This is a genomic window from Christiangramia sediminicola (assembly GCF_031344135.1).
Classification (GTDB): Bacteria; Bacteroidota; Bacteroidia; order Flavobacteriales; family Flavobacteriaceae; genus Christiangramia; species Christiangramia sediminicola.
On the sequence record NZ_JAVJIU010000001.1, the window covers coordinates 629676 to 645517 of the forward strand.

The following is a 15842-nucleotide window of genomic DNA, read 5'->3' on the forward strand; positions in this document are numbered from 1 at the left end:
CATATAAAATCGATAAACGGATAAAAAAATTAGAAAAATGTTATAATAAGGCTCTTTGAATCAGTAGAATAGAAATGAATAGAAGCTTCTATTTTCTGAATTTCCAAAAATAAAATTTACTTTATAACTACTTTTTTGTTAGAGATTCCATTCTCACTGAACACTTTTACGATATAGATGCCAGACCTTACAGGACGCATTCCTAGAAGGATTTCCCTCTGCGTTGGTAATTCATCGTATTCCTGTATTAATTTACCACCCATGTCAAAGATCATCACTTTTGAGACATCAAGCATATCGAAATTACTGATCTTAACCTGTTTAGTAAATGTACTATAACTAATTCCTACAAGTCCGTCAATTTCAGGCAATTCATCCGGATCTATTATTTCATCTGGATCTGGTATCTCAGCTTTTTCTTTAAAGAAAATAATTTCGAACCTGTCATTTATTTCTCCAGCTTGTTCAGTAGAGCTAATATAATCGGCAGCTAAAAGATCATGAATAGTATCCAATACTTTATCTTTTAAATAAAGTTCTTTACCAGTCGGCCAGTTTTCAGTTTCATCGATCTTAATGGTAAACTCGCCGCCTTCTTTAGATTTAATAGCTAATGGTAACACCTGTTCTTTTTCAAAATCTGGAACTCCTTGAATCACATATCCTTTCTTATCAAAATACCAGTACATGTCTTCAAGATTGTTTTCTATGAGCGGTGCATCATATCCAAAATCAAAACCATTCGTTGTATTCTGATCCATTGTCACCAATATCTGTCTATAGTATTTTTTCGGTGACTCATATTTCAACCTTATCTTAACTCTGGTATCATCACTCAGAGGAGCTTTTTTTGAGCTGACCTTACCTTTAATATTCTCTTCATGTTGCATGAATACTGAAGGATCTGAATTAGTGGTTTTGAAAATTCTCTGGGTGTTTTTAAATATTATATCACCACCAAATGCGTCTCCACCAACGGTGCTTAAGAAGAATCCTTGAGCAACAGGAATATATTGCTGAGGTGTATTTTCATCACCTGGTCTGTCTTCAGTTGCATTAATTCTCCAGTCATTAGAAATAGCTTTTAATCCTCCAGATAAATTCCAGGTAGCGTATCCACCTATATATTCTGCTAAAATATGTGTCTGACCGCCAAAATGGTCCCAATAATAAATTGAACCATTGAAGACATTCTCGTTGTTCTCATTATTTCCAGTGATGTTCCCAATCTGTGTAAGATTATCTTTAATGAAAGCATTGGCATCTATTGCAGATGGATAAGGGTTTCCAACGAGAAAGTCTCTACCACTTAGGATATTTAGATCTGCTGTGGGGATATTACCATTATTTGGTTTTCCGCGGAAGACATAGTTCTGTTTTGCAGATAAACTAGCAGTTCCGTCGGTTCCTTTCATGGAGTATCCTGCACCTACAATTTCGGTATAGTCTGAGCCTAAATGTAACCAGTCTGAATAATCATCATTTCTTCCTCCTCTAAAATCCCAGATCCATTCGTTACTAATTGTTATAGGATTCGTTCTTGCACCATCTGCAACAAAATATCCATTCGCAAAATTGATGGCCTTTGGTGTACCAGGTGTGGTACCATCCATTAATACCTGATTGATCATGAAACCTGAGTTATTATCAGATCCCTGATTACTATGCGGACTGGTCCAGTAATTATAGTTAAAACTACTTCTTCTACCTTCCTGGTCTATTTCTGCCCATCCTTTACTGCTATTGGCAAGAATACTTCCATGATCCTGTAATAATTGAGAATCGTCTACCAGATCCATATTTCCATCAAGCAATAAATAATGAGTGACCGTAATTGGGTGGTTTCCATTAATACTTAATAATTTATTTTCAGTTTCTGAAAGTAAGCCCAGCATAGTAATAGTTTTACTATCTGAGGTGATATTATGGTTAACCTTTGCGATATTCCATTCAATTGCGGTTCCGCCAGAAGTGCTATTAGGATAATCCCAAACATCTGGTCTGGCCCAGGTATTCACATTTGCCCAGGTTGCATCTGCACCGCTACAATAAGGAGTGGGAGAAGTATTTTCCTGATCTGTAGTAATGTTAACCATTCTTCCATCAACTGGGTTTAGAGAATGGTCTGGAGTATATCCACCAGATGGTTTTAAGTTTTCATCAATAATAAAGCAAGGAATGGCATCTGGATCAGGATTGTTGGAATATAATCTATAATAACCGGCAAGATCACCCCATTTTTGATCATAGAATTTCTTCAAATTTCCATCGTCCTCGAGATGCATGTTGTGACCATCTTTGGTAAGATAACTTCCTGCTACCGTTAGGTTTGGAACTACTTCACCTTCAATTGGATCTGTAGCGCTTGTTCCATTTAATTTGATTCGCTGGTTCATCATAAACCTAACTTCTCGTAATTCTGGAGTATTATTCCAGATTCTAACTTCATCTATCCATCCTGAAAAATGATTTTCAGTCGATTTATTTGTGGTATTCCATCTAGCTCCAATAAGTGTTCTGGTACCTCCATTTCCAGAAGCCTTTTCTGGTGCGGCCACACCATCTACCCAAATGTTTCCAGAATTCGATACGGCGATATGATACCATCTTGTATTCGGGATTACCGTGGCTGGTAAATCTTCCATCTTGATTTCGAAACCTGGTCCGCTTATAATTGTACCGGTAGTAGCATTTGTAGTACCACCACCATCTATTGGTCTATCAAACGGCATGATCCATGCTTCTATGAAATAACTGCCTGTATATTCAGCCTGCCCCAGGTCAACATAATCATCATCTCCATCAAAGTCTAGAGTTACACAATCTACCAATTCTACATTGGATGGATTTTCAACTGGTGGGCATCCAAAATTATCAATCAGTACGTCATTTTCATCTTTAGCTGTTGGTGTTAAAATCCACTTAAACCTGTAATCTCCAAGTTCATCTGCAGTGAAAATTGCGTTTGGATCATTAACGGGTTCTAAGCCTGTAGTGTTATCCTGATTGGTAATTGTAAATCCTGAAGTAACTTCATTTCCATTAAGATCCTCCACTTTCCATGATCCAACATATCCATCTAAGGTTGGATATTCTGTAATGGTTTTTGCTTGATAAGTAGCATCTACCGTGGCGGTAAGTTTTACTGAAAGACTACCACATGCACCAACTTCAGAAGCTACGGTAGAGGTATATCTATCAAATGCCCAAACTCTTATTGTTTCAAAGTTATCAATACTCTGGCAGGCATTGCCGTTACTATCTAAAATTAATCTGGTTTGAACTTCAAAATCGTTCCATCCAATTTTTCTTGGCTCAAAAGGAACCGTTCCTTGATTTACTTCACCAATTGTTTCTAAAGAGTTATCAGGATCATTGAGGTCTTCGTCATAATACCATTGCAGTAAAACATCTTGTGGGCCTTGAGGAATTTCAATATTATCAACAGCCCAAACGTCACCATCAATCATTCCGTCGAAATGGAACCGAACGCGAAGATTTGGCAGTCCAAGAAAATCACCGAGATCAAAAACCATTTTGTTTAAAGGTCTTTCTTCCGGTGTGAAATCTCCAAAATTATCATAGTTTCCACTAGTAGCAGTTCCAGTAATATCCTGTAAAACTGTATTGTAAGTTGCTCCTCCGTCTGAAGAAATTTCAACAATAATTCTAGCTCCTTCCGTTAAATTATACGCCTGGTCGAAAGTTAGAATTGCCTCATCCAGTCCGCTAAGAGAGAAAACTGCTGTTTCCATATAGGAATCATTATCTCCGGTTACAATTGCAAAACCTTTATTTCCTTCAGGAGCCTCATACGTGTCAAAGTTTACCATATATCCATTGGTAGGACTTTGTTCATTTATAGGATCCAGATGTGCTGTATATACTTTTTCATTATCCTCAGAACCCTGCCCATGAGGATTCATTCTTAACCAGTGATCTGCTCTTCCATTGTTTGCACCGGAATCAAAATCATTAGTACCACCCTCCAAGTTCGTGAATTTCCAGCCATTATTTTTTATTCCGGCATTATCAAAAGCTCCGCCCTCTAGATTTCCACCTTCAGTACTATATCCTGTTTCAGAACTTAAACTAATCACATCACCTATACAGATAACTTCCTTGTCTACCTGAACTGGAGTAGGCTTGATATCTGCCACAATTACGCTGGTAATAGCTGTTTCTGAATAAACGACATTCGTGCAGCTACCATTGCTGATAACGGCTCTAAAAGCTGTAGATAAATTATTGATTACATCTTCAACCTGTTGTCCGCTCAGGGAAGTCGTCTGAACATTCAGTTTTTCCCAGGTTGTGGAAGGGGCATTTCGATATTCCCAGTATTGAATTTCTCCAGTATGTCCTGATAGTGTTACTGAACTGGCAAATCCATCTGCCGGGTTTTCACAGGTAAGGAAAATCCGATCATTATTGGTGTCCCATTCAAGTTCTCCACCAACAGGTAATTGCCAAACTTTAATACTGGTTTCAGCGTAATCTTCGAAACAAACACCATTTTTAACGGTGACTCGAAAATCGGTATCTTCCTTTAAATTGTTAAAAGTTCTTTCTGCAGATAAATTGACATTAGCTGGTTCTGTCCAAACATCTGAAGTAGAAGTATTTTTATATTCCCACTTAATTATTTCTCCCGTGTATTCACCTAAAGATAGCGTTACTGCACCTGGCGAAACACATATTTCAGCATTATCTGGCGTTAGAGTACCAGCTTCGCTTAATTCATCAACAAATATGCTAATGTTATAGGTGTTAGAACATCCTTTAGCATTGAAACCTTCAATGGTATAAATATTCTCACCAATGGTAGTGGGATTAAGGTCTACAGTTGAATTTGTAGTGTTAGCAATTTCTAGCTCTCCTAAGTAAACTGTGTAGCTCTCAGCTCCCGAAAGATTTAAAGTTACCGTGCTACCTTTGCAAATGGTGGTTTCACCATCTGAAGTTGCAACCTGGACATTCGGAAGTTCATTAATAATAATTTCTACGGGAGTACGATCACTTTCACAACCAGTGGAAGTAAGTGTCTGACTAACCCAGTAAGTTTGATTAGAAGCGTTATTTGTTTGAGGTTGGGGAGCAGAAATTGTTTCAGTTCCCTCTTGTGTAGCATACCAGTTGACAGTTGCTCCGTCTGCAGGAGTAACTGAAATGGCGTCTTCAACTACCTCTCCAAAACAATATTCGTAAGTAATAGTTTCTTCAGAAATTTTTGCTGGTTTATTTAAAACATTAATTTGAATAGGCTCATAATCACTTTCGCATCCACTTCCATTTTCTCTCACCTGCGTAGCATAATAAGTATAATTTGCAGGAGTTGATGTATCAATGTTAATATCGCTGTCGCTACCTATATAGGTATAAATTTCAGTATTGGTATCGTAGGTGTACCATCTAATTTCGTTGCCAGATTCACCATCTGCACTTAGAGTTCCAGCCTCCTCATTCAGACAGAATATAAGATCAGTAGTTTCAGGTTTAGGCGGTCTTGCTTCAACTCTAAAAGTGAAAGTTTTTGAAGTTGCCTCAGAACAGGTGAAATAATCTGGGCCATCTACAACTACGTAGTAATCTCCGGAATCACCTGAATCACCAGAAGTTGGATTCACAATAGTTAAAGTACCTGTATACTCTCCGTTATCACCAGTAGGCCCGCTTTGGCTTATGGCTATCTTGTCTTCAATTTCTGTAACCTCAACGCCGTTTTTCATCCACTTAAATGTAAGCGCAGAGCCGTTCGCATGACCTATAAATTCAAAAGAAATTTCTTCAACTTCCTGCTCACAAATGGTTATATCTTCTGAAGGTTCGGTAATTACGATATCTTCATCTACATTTAGACTTACGGTATCTGAAGTTACTTCAGAACAAGTATCAGAACCAGAAACGATTACATAATAATCTAAAGCATCTGCCGAAGTTACATTGGAGAAACTCAAAGTAGCATCTGTTTCTCCAGGTATACTCTGAGCTGTACCAGATACTATTTTGTACCATTGATATTTAAGATCACTACCGGTTGCGATAACTTCAAATTCAGCAGGACTGTTAGAGCAAACTCCAGTGTTAACTGGGTTTGTGGTAATGACAGGTTGTTCTTTAATAGTGAAAGTTGCAGTTTTTTCAATTATACCGCATCCATTTTCGGCCGGAATGGTATAAGTAACAGTATGTTGTTCGTAAGTACTATTATTCGGGTTAATTGTTCCGTCTGTAGAAATATCCAGGCCATTTGATCCAGAGAATGTGCCGGTATCGTATGCTCCATCTTCTTCGGAAATTACTACAGCGACAGAAGTTTCAGATGAGCAGATGATTTCAGGATAGCTTATTTCTAAAGTTGGATTTTGTGTAATGGTAACTTTTGTAGTTATAATCACTATTTCACAACCTGAAGCGTTATCATTTATTTCATAAAAGATATCATAAGTGCCAGGACTTACAGATTGAGGATTTATTTGACCAGTATTAGGATCAATAGTTAAACCACCAGGTTCTGCAGAGAATGTTCCTCCAGTATAATTACCCACGCCGTTTGAAAAAATAGGATCTTTTAGAGAACTGTCTGAATTACAGAATGGACCTTCGTAAGAAAGTTCTACAATGGGAGCTGCATTAATCGTAACTTCGGTAGTGGCAACAGCTCTATTACAGGTATCAGGTCCGGTATATGTAATAGTGTAGGTGCCGGCTGTTGTAGTTCCTCCTGCTGTAATTGCTCCGGAACTTGAATCTATTGTTAATCCTGCCGGACTTACGCTAAATTCTCCATTTTGATAATCTCCGGTTCCAGTTAAAGTAACTGTACTGCTTTCACCCTGTGATGTGCAGAAAGGTCCATCATAGCTGATTTCTGCTGTTGGATCTTCAAATACTGTAATTATTCCTGACTGACTAGTCTGAACACAACTACCTGTTGTATTCACCTCGTATTCAAATTCACCTGCAACGGTCGGAGTACCATAAATTCTAAAAAAACCATTTGAAAACTCACTTTGTATTCCATCTGGAAGATTTGAGACAGTTGCTCCACTTCCCGGAGAAGAAATTTCAAATTCTATATCGACTATTGCTGTATTTATACATATTTCCTGATCCTTATTCGATGGATCGTTTATGGTTACATCAGGATTAACTGTTAAGCTTCCTGCAGTAGAGGCAGTCTCACAACTACCCGTTGTATTCAAAGTGTAGTTGAAAGTTCCAGATTCTGTAGGTGTGCCGGTAATTACAAAATTCTCACCTGTAACAGTTCCGGTAATACCAGCTGGCATTCCTGTTATGGAAACAGAACTCACTGTTGAGTTCACCGGAAATGACATTTCGACTATTGGCTGATTAATACAGACTGTCTGATTTTTGTTAGTGGCATCTGTTATAGTGTTATCAGGAGAAATCGTAATAGTACCTGATCTAGAAACTTGTTGAGAAGTACAGTCTCCGGTAGTATTAACTGTGTAATTAAAAGATCCTGATGTTGTTGGAGTTCCTGATATTGTAAAAATCCCATTATTAAATACACCATTAAGCCCTGCAGGTAAGCCGGTTACCGTACCGCCTGTTCCTGCTTCACCTATCGTAAATTCTATATTCTCAATTGGTTGGTTTATACAAACCGTTTGTGTTTTATTTGCTGGATCAGATATGGTAGCATCCTTAATAATATATAAAACCATGGAATCACTGGAAATACCACATTTATTTCCATTATTGCTATTACCTTTTGGTTCCGGAACGGTCATGGTTAAGGTTACCTGTCCGTTATTTCTATCTGTTTGAGTTGGAGTATAAGTAACCGTAAAAGGTCCGGTCTTGTTTTGACCACCAACCGTAGAATTTGAAAAACCGGAAGTGCCAGAGCTCGAACTGGTAAATTGAACATCAAGTGTAGCATCTCCAAAACTTCTTGAACCAGTTAATTGAATTGAATTTTGGGATCCGCAAATAGTTTTATCTTCACCAAAATCAGCAACAATATGATTATCTACTACGATTCCGGTGTAGGTTGAAGGACTACTGTCGCCGCATATATTATTTGCAACTACAGAAACTTCGTGAGTACCACTTGCAGCAGCATCAGTGATGCGCACAGTTACAGCGTTTGTCCCTGCGCCACTAATGATATCCCAACCTGAAGGTACTGTCCATTTAAAAGAACCGGTTCCGGCAACGCTGAAATTTATATTAAAGGGTGGACAAATGTTATTATTTCCTCCTAAGTCAGAAGTTATTGTTCCAGGATTCGCCGGAACACCATCAACAGTAGTAACTTCTAAAGTACTGGCTGTTGAACTGTCCCCGCAATTATTGTTTGCTAATACTGAAATAATTCCAGTACCAGATCCGCCTGCATTTACTGTAATGCTATTAGAAGTTTGATTAGCCGGATTCATTGACCATCCGTTTGGTAAGGTCCAGGAATAACTAGTCGCATTTTCAACAGGAGTAACAGAGTATGTTAAACCTGTAGCAGTAGAACAAACTTCGATTTCTCCGCTTATTGTTCCGGGCACTGCTGGTACAGGAGGATACACCTCTATGGTTATTTCGTTGCTAGTTACATCATTTTCAGCAAGACAAGTCTCATTTGAAGTTAAAACCAAAGAAACAGTTTGACCATCTTCTAGATTGGAGGTAACATAAGTTGATCCATTGCCTACATCGCTACCATCTAATTTCCACTGGTAACCAGGAGAACTTCCCTCGTTCAGGATTGATGCCACACTAAAAATAATTTCATCTCCAGGACAGATATCAGTATCTGTAACCTCGATGGTAACTTCCGGAGTTAAATTTTCATTTACAATTGTTGTAATCTCATTACTTGTAACAGAACTCTGTGTTAAACAATTTTCGGAACTTGTGAGTTCGATACTAACCGCATCCCCATTTTCGAGATTAGTAGTGGTGAAAACTGTGCCGTTTTCACCAGCAACATTGCTTCCATTTATTTTCCATTGAAAAGATGGAGAATAACCTTCATTGGTGGCATTTATGGTAAAAGTTACTTCTTCACCTGCGCAAATCTCATTATCAACCTCTGACGAAAATATTGAAATGGTTGGAGTTAAATTTTCAATTATCACTATAGAACCACTAAGAGTTTCCGAATTTCCACAAGATCCGGTTGCATACAAAGTAAAATTATGAGTTCCTATGGATGTTGAACTTCCACTAATACTAAAAGTTGATCCAGAAAGATTTCCTGTTATACCAGCAGGTAATCCCGAAACAGATACATTATCTGCGGTTTCTCCCAGGGTGTAATTTATATTGCTAATCGCTGATCCCTGACAAACCTCTTGATTGTTATTGGCGGAAGCTAAGGATATAGTTGCATCTTTTAATACAGTTATAGTACCACCAGAAGAAGCTGCTGTACATGGACCGGTAGTATTAACGGTATAATTAAAAGTTCCTGAAGAGGTAGGACTTCCAGTTATAGTAAATGTACCATTGCTATAGCTGCCAGAAATTCCTGGAGGTAGCCCGGTAGCATTAGCTCCGGTGGCACTTCCTGCAATTGAAAATGCAATTGGAGAAATTGCAGAATTGATACAGGCGTTATCTATATCTGGGTCTGATACAGATATAGATGCATTATTTGTTATTGATACTTGCTTAGTAACCTCTGCAGTTTGAGAAGTGACACAAGTTAGATTTGAAGTTACAACTACTCTTACATTAAAAGAGCCTTCCGAAGGGAATGATCTAATTAACTTATTATTTGTAGAATTTTGTACGGAAGTACCTTCCACAAACCACTCATAATTTGGATTAGATCCTCCATTAGTATTGGATGCTGTAAATGTTATATTTTGATCGATACATTTAGTGCCGGTAGGAACGGTAAAATTAACCGATGGTGTCTTATTTTCGTTTACTGTAATTGGACTACCTGAATTACTTACCGAACATGAAGTGCCATTTGCACTTACTACAGTAACCGAAACAGTTTGACCATTTGTGAGACCTGATGTGACAAATGTATCACTGCTTTCAGTCTGAACAGTGCTATTAATTTTCCATTCATATATGAAAGGTCCTGTTCCAGAATTAGGATTAGCTGTAAATGTAGCAGTAGTTCCGGCACAAATTGAAGAACCGGTATCTGATGACAATGAAACAGAGGTAGGGCAATCCTGCCCCCAAATAAATGCAGGAAAAAGAAGAAGTATTAATAAGAATTTCCCATGTAATTTTTTACCCATAGTTATAAGGTTTAATTACAATAAATAATTAATGCGTAGGGGGTACTATATAGGGGGCAAACTAACTGTGGGGCGGTTAAATAATTCTAATCACAATGGACTGGGGCAAAGTGATTTAGCAGATAAATGTAATTTAATTTTCTGAATTTCAGCTAAAATTTCGCCAAAAAACGTTAAAAGTCGATAAAGACGGTAAGAAAAAACTGTCGAGTATAATTAATTGATATAAAGTCGGGTATAAAAAAAGCCGTTGTGAAAACAACGGCTTTTAATTTTTTTCAGGAGTTTGGATTATTCTCCCATAAACGGATATCTGTAATCTGTTGCAGGAACAAATGTTTCCTTAACTAATCTTACGGAAATCCATCTCATCAGGTTCATTTTAGATCCTGCCTTATCGTTAGTACCACTTGATCTGGCACCACCAAATGGCTGCTGACCTACAACTGCGCCTGTTGGCTTGTCATTAATATAGAAGTTACCTGCTGCGTTCTGAAGCAGATCTGTCGCCTGGGCAGCTGCATATCGGTCTCCCGATAGAATAGCGCCTGTAAGTGCATAAATACTAGTGTTATCTACTGTTTCACAGATATCAGCCCATTTCTTTTCATTGAAATTCTTATCATCGTAAACATAAATAGTTACTACCGGCCCAAAAAGCTCAGTTTCCATAGTAGTATAATGAGGATCTGTAGTTAAGATAACTGTTGGTTCAATAAAGTAACCTTTAGATTTATCATAATTACCACCTACAACAATTTCAGTACTCTTGTCTTTCTTTGCTTTGTCTATATAACTAGCAAGCTTGTCAAAGGAAGCTTCATGAATTACAGAATTGATAAAATTAGTCATATCTTCTGGTGATCCCATTTTAAAAGATTCTACATCTTCAACAACGAAATCCTTAATTTCTGGCCATAGACTTTTAGGCAGATAAACACGTGAAGCAGCACTACATTTTTGACCCTGGAATTCAAAAGCTCCTCTGGAAATTGCCGTAGCAACTTGCTTAGGGTTTGCAGTTGGATGTGCCAGGATGAAATCTTTACCACCAGTTTCTCCAACGATTCTAGGATATGTTTTATAGTTTCTGATGTTGTTTCCTATTTTCTCCCAGATACCTTTAAATACATCTGTACTTCCGGTAAAATGTACTCCGGCGAAATCTGGACTTGCAAGAACTGTATCAGTTACCATTGCAGGATCTCCATTTACCATGTTGATCACTCCATCTGGTAATCCAGCCTCTTTGAATACTTCCATGATCACTTGAGCTGAAAGCATCTGGCTGTCACTTGGTTTCCAAACGGCAACGTTACCCATTAATGCTGCACTTGAAGGCAGATTACCGGCAATCGCAGTAAAGTTGAATGGAGTAATAGCATACACGAAACCTTCTAGTGGTCTGTATTCAACTCTATTCCAAACACCTTCGGAAGATTCTGGTTGCTCGTTATATAGCTGAGCCATATATTCAACGTTAAATCTTAGAAAGTCACAGATCTCACATGCTGAATCAATTTCAGCCTGATAGATATTTTTAGACTGCCCAATCATTGTGGCTGCATTCATTTTTTGTCTGTATGGACCGGCAATCAGGTCAGCTGCTTTTAAAAAGATAGCTGCACGCTGTTCCCATTCCAGTTTAGCCCATTTTTTTCTGGCTTCTAAAGCTTCAGAAATAGCCTGTTCAACATGCTTCTTTTTGGCTAAATGATAAGTTCCCACTACATGCTTATGATCATGTGGAGGATTGATGGTTTTGGTGTCTCCAGTTTTTACCTGTTCAGATCCGATATAAAGTGGAACTTCCGTATTGGCATTCCAAAGATCTTTATAAGTAAGTAAAACTTCTTCTCTTTCTGGGGTTCCTGGTGCGTAACTCTTAACTGGTTCATTAACAGCTACAGGAACGTGAAAAAATCCTTTTCCCATAAATATTTATTTTGCTTTTTTCGATTGTAATTTAATTCCGCTAAAGGTAAAAAAATAAAGCGGTTTTCAGGAACAACTAGGGTCACTTCACGAAAGCTTAACTTTTTTCGTTATTTTCCTTAAAATTTTCAATTTACACATGTGCACGATTACTTTGGTTCCTCACCCAGACTCTATGAACGGATTTATTCTAACTTCGAATAGAGATGAAGCAGTAAGTAGAAATACGCTTCCTCCAAAAAAGGAGGTTTATAAGGAAACGAAGCTTTTTTATCCTAAAGATGAAAAGGCCGGTGGTACCTGGATTGGTATTAGCGAAAAACTACGTTGCGTTTGCCTGATGAATGGAGCTGAAGAAACTCATGTAAGAAAGCCTGAATATCGTAAAAGTAGGGGAGTTGTAGTAAAAGATTTTCTTGCAGGTACTAAATTGAGAAAACTTTTTAATGAATATAACCTGGAAGATATTGAACCTTTTACCATGATCGTAGTAGACTGGCACAACGGACTGGCTTTTTATGAATTACTTTGGGATGGAGAGGACAGGCGTGTAACAGAATTACCTATGAAAGAGCATATCTGGTCATCTTCACCTTTATATACCAAAGAGATGAAAGCGAAAAGAATGAAATGGTTTAAGAAACTTAAAGATTCTGAAGGTTATAATCCTAAAAGTCTGCTGGATTTCCATCACAATGCCGGAGAGGGAAATAAACAATTTGATCTGATCATTGATCGTGGTTTTTTGAAAACACAAAGTATTACGCAGATCTATAACTCTTCAGAAGAATTAAAATTCTGGTATAAAAGTCTGATGAGTAAGGAGGTAACCGAAAATTATTTTCAGTTTAAGGCGTAAGTAGCGCCTAGTTTAAATGATGGGATCTTTACAGTGAAATTCTTACCGGTGCTGAAATTCCTCATATTGTAATGACCATTCATTGAGCCGATCGGGCCTCTTAGCAGGCAGCCGCTTTTATAAGTGTGCCTCTCGCCAGGTTGTAAGACAGGTTGTTTGCCTATTACGCCATCTCCCGAAACGGTTTCAGTTTCATTCAAAGAATCTTTAATTACCCAGAAGCGGGACTCTAATTGTACTGAATCATTGCTTTGGTTCTCAATAGTGATCTGGTAACCAAAAGCATGTTGCATCCTGTAGTCTTTATAGAACATTCCCTCGAAGTGAGTTTCGACGGAAATTTTTATACCTCTGGTGATCTGGTGGATCATTTTAAAAAATTGAGAATGAAACGATTACAGCGATTGCAGTAGCAACCATAGCTAAAGTAAAGAATATTATGTTTAGTAATATGAACTTTAAAATCGTTTTAACACGTCCCTGGCCATAAAAGTTACGCATAGCTTTATATAAATAGAATACAAACACAGTATTAGCAAGGGTAAAACCCCAACTCGAGTCAAGCACATAGTCTACCGAGTAACCTATAATGTATAGCACGAATAGTACGGTTTGCACATGGAAAGCAAAAACCAAATGCTCCATGTAATTGAAAGGTCGCCTTATATATAGAAGCCATATAAATAGTGCAAATACAGGCAGGTAGAAGAAAATTATAAACGGAAGCTTGCTAACAAAATAGTCGGCAAAGATCTTCGGGTTGGTATAAATTAGATTGAATTTTCTTGCTTTTTCATAAAGCCAGAAGTTCCATTTGGTTTGAGAATATTCCAGATCGGTCATTACGGCTTCAGGATCTGTTTCTCCTGTTGCTCTGAAGTATCTATAAAATATGGTGAGTTTTCTCGAGTGTTTTTCAAAGTAATTGAGGGTGTCCAGTTCTTTTTTGGTTAAATAAACATCCTCATAAGACTCCTCCAGTTCTTCCTTTTTCGCTGGCATGTTTTTAATAATGGAATCTATCTGAATATTATTTTCCTTGAAGGCAGGAATTTCATTCAATTCAGACTGCAAAAGGGTATCTTGCTGAACTTTGGTTAATTCTTTTTGGAAATTTTCGTCCTGATCCTGGAGATTTACTCCTTCAAAGGTATCTGAAATTCCGGCGATAAGAAAGAAAACTATAGATGCACTCAAATAGAATCGGAAAGGATTTGCGTACCTGGTTCTTTTTCCCTGGATATAATCCTTAGAGATCCTTCCTGGCTTAAAAAGAAGCACCCTTAATGTTCTCTGGAATCTTGAGTCGTATGAAAAAAGACCGGAGAAGAATTCTACGAAGAAATCTCCAAAACTTAACTTTTTAGTGCTGTTTTTCTGTCCGCAATTGGGACAGAAGTGATCGCTCTTTTCTAACGGCAGATGACAATTTAAACAGGTCTCACCTCGATAATGGTAAAGCGCATCCTTCTTTTCATATTTTTCCAACATTGGAAATAAGAATTAGTTTCGAATATTTTCAGAATTTGCATATCCAATTCCAATCAACTGGTCGTATCTCGCTCCTGGCGGGTGATAATAGACTAGAATAGTATAGGAGTTTTCAGTTTCATCAAAATTTCCGCTTATAAACCCATCATCAATACTTCCATCTTTGTTTAAAAGCACGTATTTGTAATTATAATAACCTTGTTTGAATAATCTGGCTCCCTCATAATATCCCGTTTTCTCATTGTAACTCATCAGGGTGCTTTTATCTAATTCAAAATTATTAAATCCACCATAGATGTGTATTTCGGCATCCTCTATAATGTCATAGTTCTTTAATCTGAAATGCATCCAGACATATTCTGCCTCTCTATCTGAATTGTCTGCCTGGATATTCCGAACCACAAAACCACCGTTGATGTCTGGGTTGTACGTGTACGGTTGATTCCCTCTGGTGAAATCAAGAAAAAGGAAATGATGATATAGTTCACCAAGCTCTACACTTGAAATGTCTGAAGTAGTGACTCTTATTTCTTTGTTGTCAAATTGGAGAAATTCATTACCTCCCCAAAATGAAGACTCATTGTCATAGCGGTAGATCAATTCGTTTGCAATGGTATACTGAGGCTTTAGATCTGTGATCGCCAGTTTGAGATTATAATTTTGAATGATACTAACCTTCACATTCTCATCTGGATTTTTCAGCAATAAGTCTGGAGAATTCACGCTGAAATTAACCACCTGTTTTTCATCAATAAAGTTGAGGTCCCGAGATCTTTTAATTTCGGCGCTTACTTGTGCTATAGGATCATAGATCATGAACTTCCTGGAAAAAACCAGTTCACGGTTAGAATTGAAAACCTTTAGCATATAATTCCCTGAAACTTTTATTTGTTTCACATTCTTATTGGGAATGGATAGTTTATAGTGCGTGAATGGTTGTAACGTGTTCAGGGCATTGGTATAATCAATGATCCTTACATTATCAAAACCTTCCAGATATTCGTTTTTGCTAAGCTGGCTTGGTGTCCAGTCGAAATTATAATGTTCAATGGTGTAGTAATAATCGGCTTCATCCCCAATGATGTCATCAAATTTAAGACTTATCCTGCTTCCTGATCTAATGATAGGATTGCCTGTATTTTCAGTAGAATCTCCCTGGAAGATCACCGTTCTAATAAAAGAGGGTGGAGGGGTTTCCTGAACGGCTTGCGACTGTCCCGAAAATGATATTCCTGCTAAAAATAAGATGAATAGAAAAGCTCTCATAGAATTTAATATTAAGCAAAGTTAATAGAATTACGCTTTTATAATCAATTTATTTTAACAGT

6 protein-coding genes are annotated in these 15842 nt (G+C 37.6%); 1 reads left to right on the forward strand and 5 read right to left on the reverse strand.

Features of this window, described 5'->3' with window-relative positions; translation table 11 throughout:
* Nucleotides 1-116: 116 nt before the first annotated feature.
* Both RE431_RS02870 and pruA read right to left on the reverse strand, forming a co-directional pair.
* The gene (locus RE431_RS02870) at nucleotides 117-10229 is read right to left on the reverse strand and encodes an Ig-like domain-containing protein (RefSeq protein WP_309560446.1); all 10113 of its coding nucleotides are present in this window, start codon (nucleotides 10227-10229) and stop codon (nucleotides 117-119) included.
* Between the two features lie 291 nt (nucleotides 10230-10520).
* Nucleotides 10521-12164, reverse strand: a complete 1644-nt coding sequence (pruA, locus tag RE431_RS02875; RefSeq protein ID WP_309560447.1) for an L-glutamate gamma-semialdehyde dehydrogenase — start codon at nucleotides 12162-12164, stop codon at nucleotides 10521-10523.
* A gap of 139 nt (nucleotides 12165-12303) precedes the next feature.
* On the opposite strand from pruA, the gene RE431_RS02880 reads away from it, so the two are divergent.
* Nucleotides 12304-13023 (forward strand): NRDE family protein, encoded by a 720-nt coding sequence (locus RE431_RS02880; protein WP_309560448.1) that lies wholly within the window; start codon nucleotides 12304-12306, stop codon nucleotides 13021-13023.
* On the opposite strand, the gene apaG is transcribed toward RE431_RS02880, so the two are convergent.
* From apaG to RE431_RS02895, 3 genes are read right to left on the reverse strand one after another with little or no spacing between them, the layout of a single operon-like run.
* Nucleotides 13008-13394 carry a Co2+/Mg2+ efflux protein ApaG gene (gene apaG, locus RE431_RS02885; protein ID WP_309560449.1) on the reverse strand — a complete coding sequence of 129 codons (387 nt, stop codon included), beginning with the start codon at nucleotides 13392-13394 and terminating at the stop codon, nucleotides 13008-13010. The genes RE431_RS02880 and apaG overlap by 16 nt on opposite strands.
* A 1-nt stretch (nucleotide 13395) precedes the next feature.
* Nucleotides 13396-14514, reverse strand: a complete 1119-nt coding sequence (locus RE431_RS02890; RefSeq protein ID WP_309560450.1) for a DUF3667 domain-containing protein — start codon at nucleotides 14512-14514, stop codon at nucleotides 13396-13398.
* A gap of 12 nt (nucleotides 14515-14526) precedes the next feature.
* Nucleotides 14527-15780: a type IX secretion system plug protein gene (locus tag RE431_RS02895; RefSeq protein ID WP_309560451.1), complete on the reverse strand. Its 1254-nt coding sequence runs from the start codon at nucleotides 15778-15780 to the stop codon at nucleotides 14527-14529.
* Nucleotides 15781-15842: the final 62 nt, after the last annotated feature.

Coding starts and splice junctions, on each gene's coding strand:
- RE431_RS02870 (WP_309560446.1), bottom strand. CDS start 10,229: ATGGGTAAAAAATTACATGGGAAATTCTTATTAATACTTCTTCTTTTT.
- RE431_RS02895 (WP_309560451.1), bottom strand. CDS start 15,780: ATGAGAGCTTTTCTATTCATCTTATTTTTAGCAGGAATATCATTTTCG.
- RE431_RS02890 (WP_309560450.1), bottom strand. CDS start 14,514: ATGTTGGAAAAATATGAAAAGAAGGATGCGCTTTACCATTATCGAGGT.
- apaG (WP_309560449.1), bottom strand. CDS start 13,394: ATGATCCACCAGATCACCAGAGGTATAAAAATTTCCGTCGAAACTCAC.
- RE431_RS02880 (WP_309560448.1), top strand. CDS start 12,304: ATGTGCACGATTACTTTGGTTCCTCACCCAGACTCTATGAACGGATTT.
- pruA (WP_309560447.1), bottom strand. CDS start 12,164: ATGGGAAAAGGATTTTTTCACGTTCCTGTAGCTGTTAATGAACCAGTT.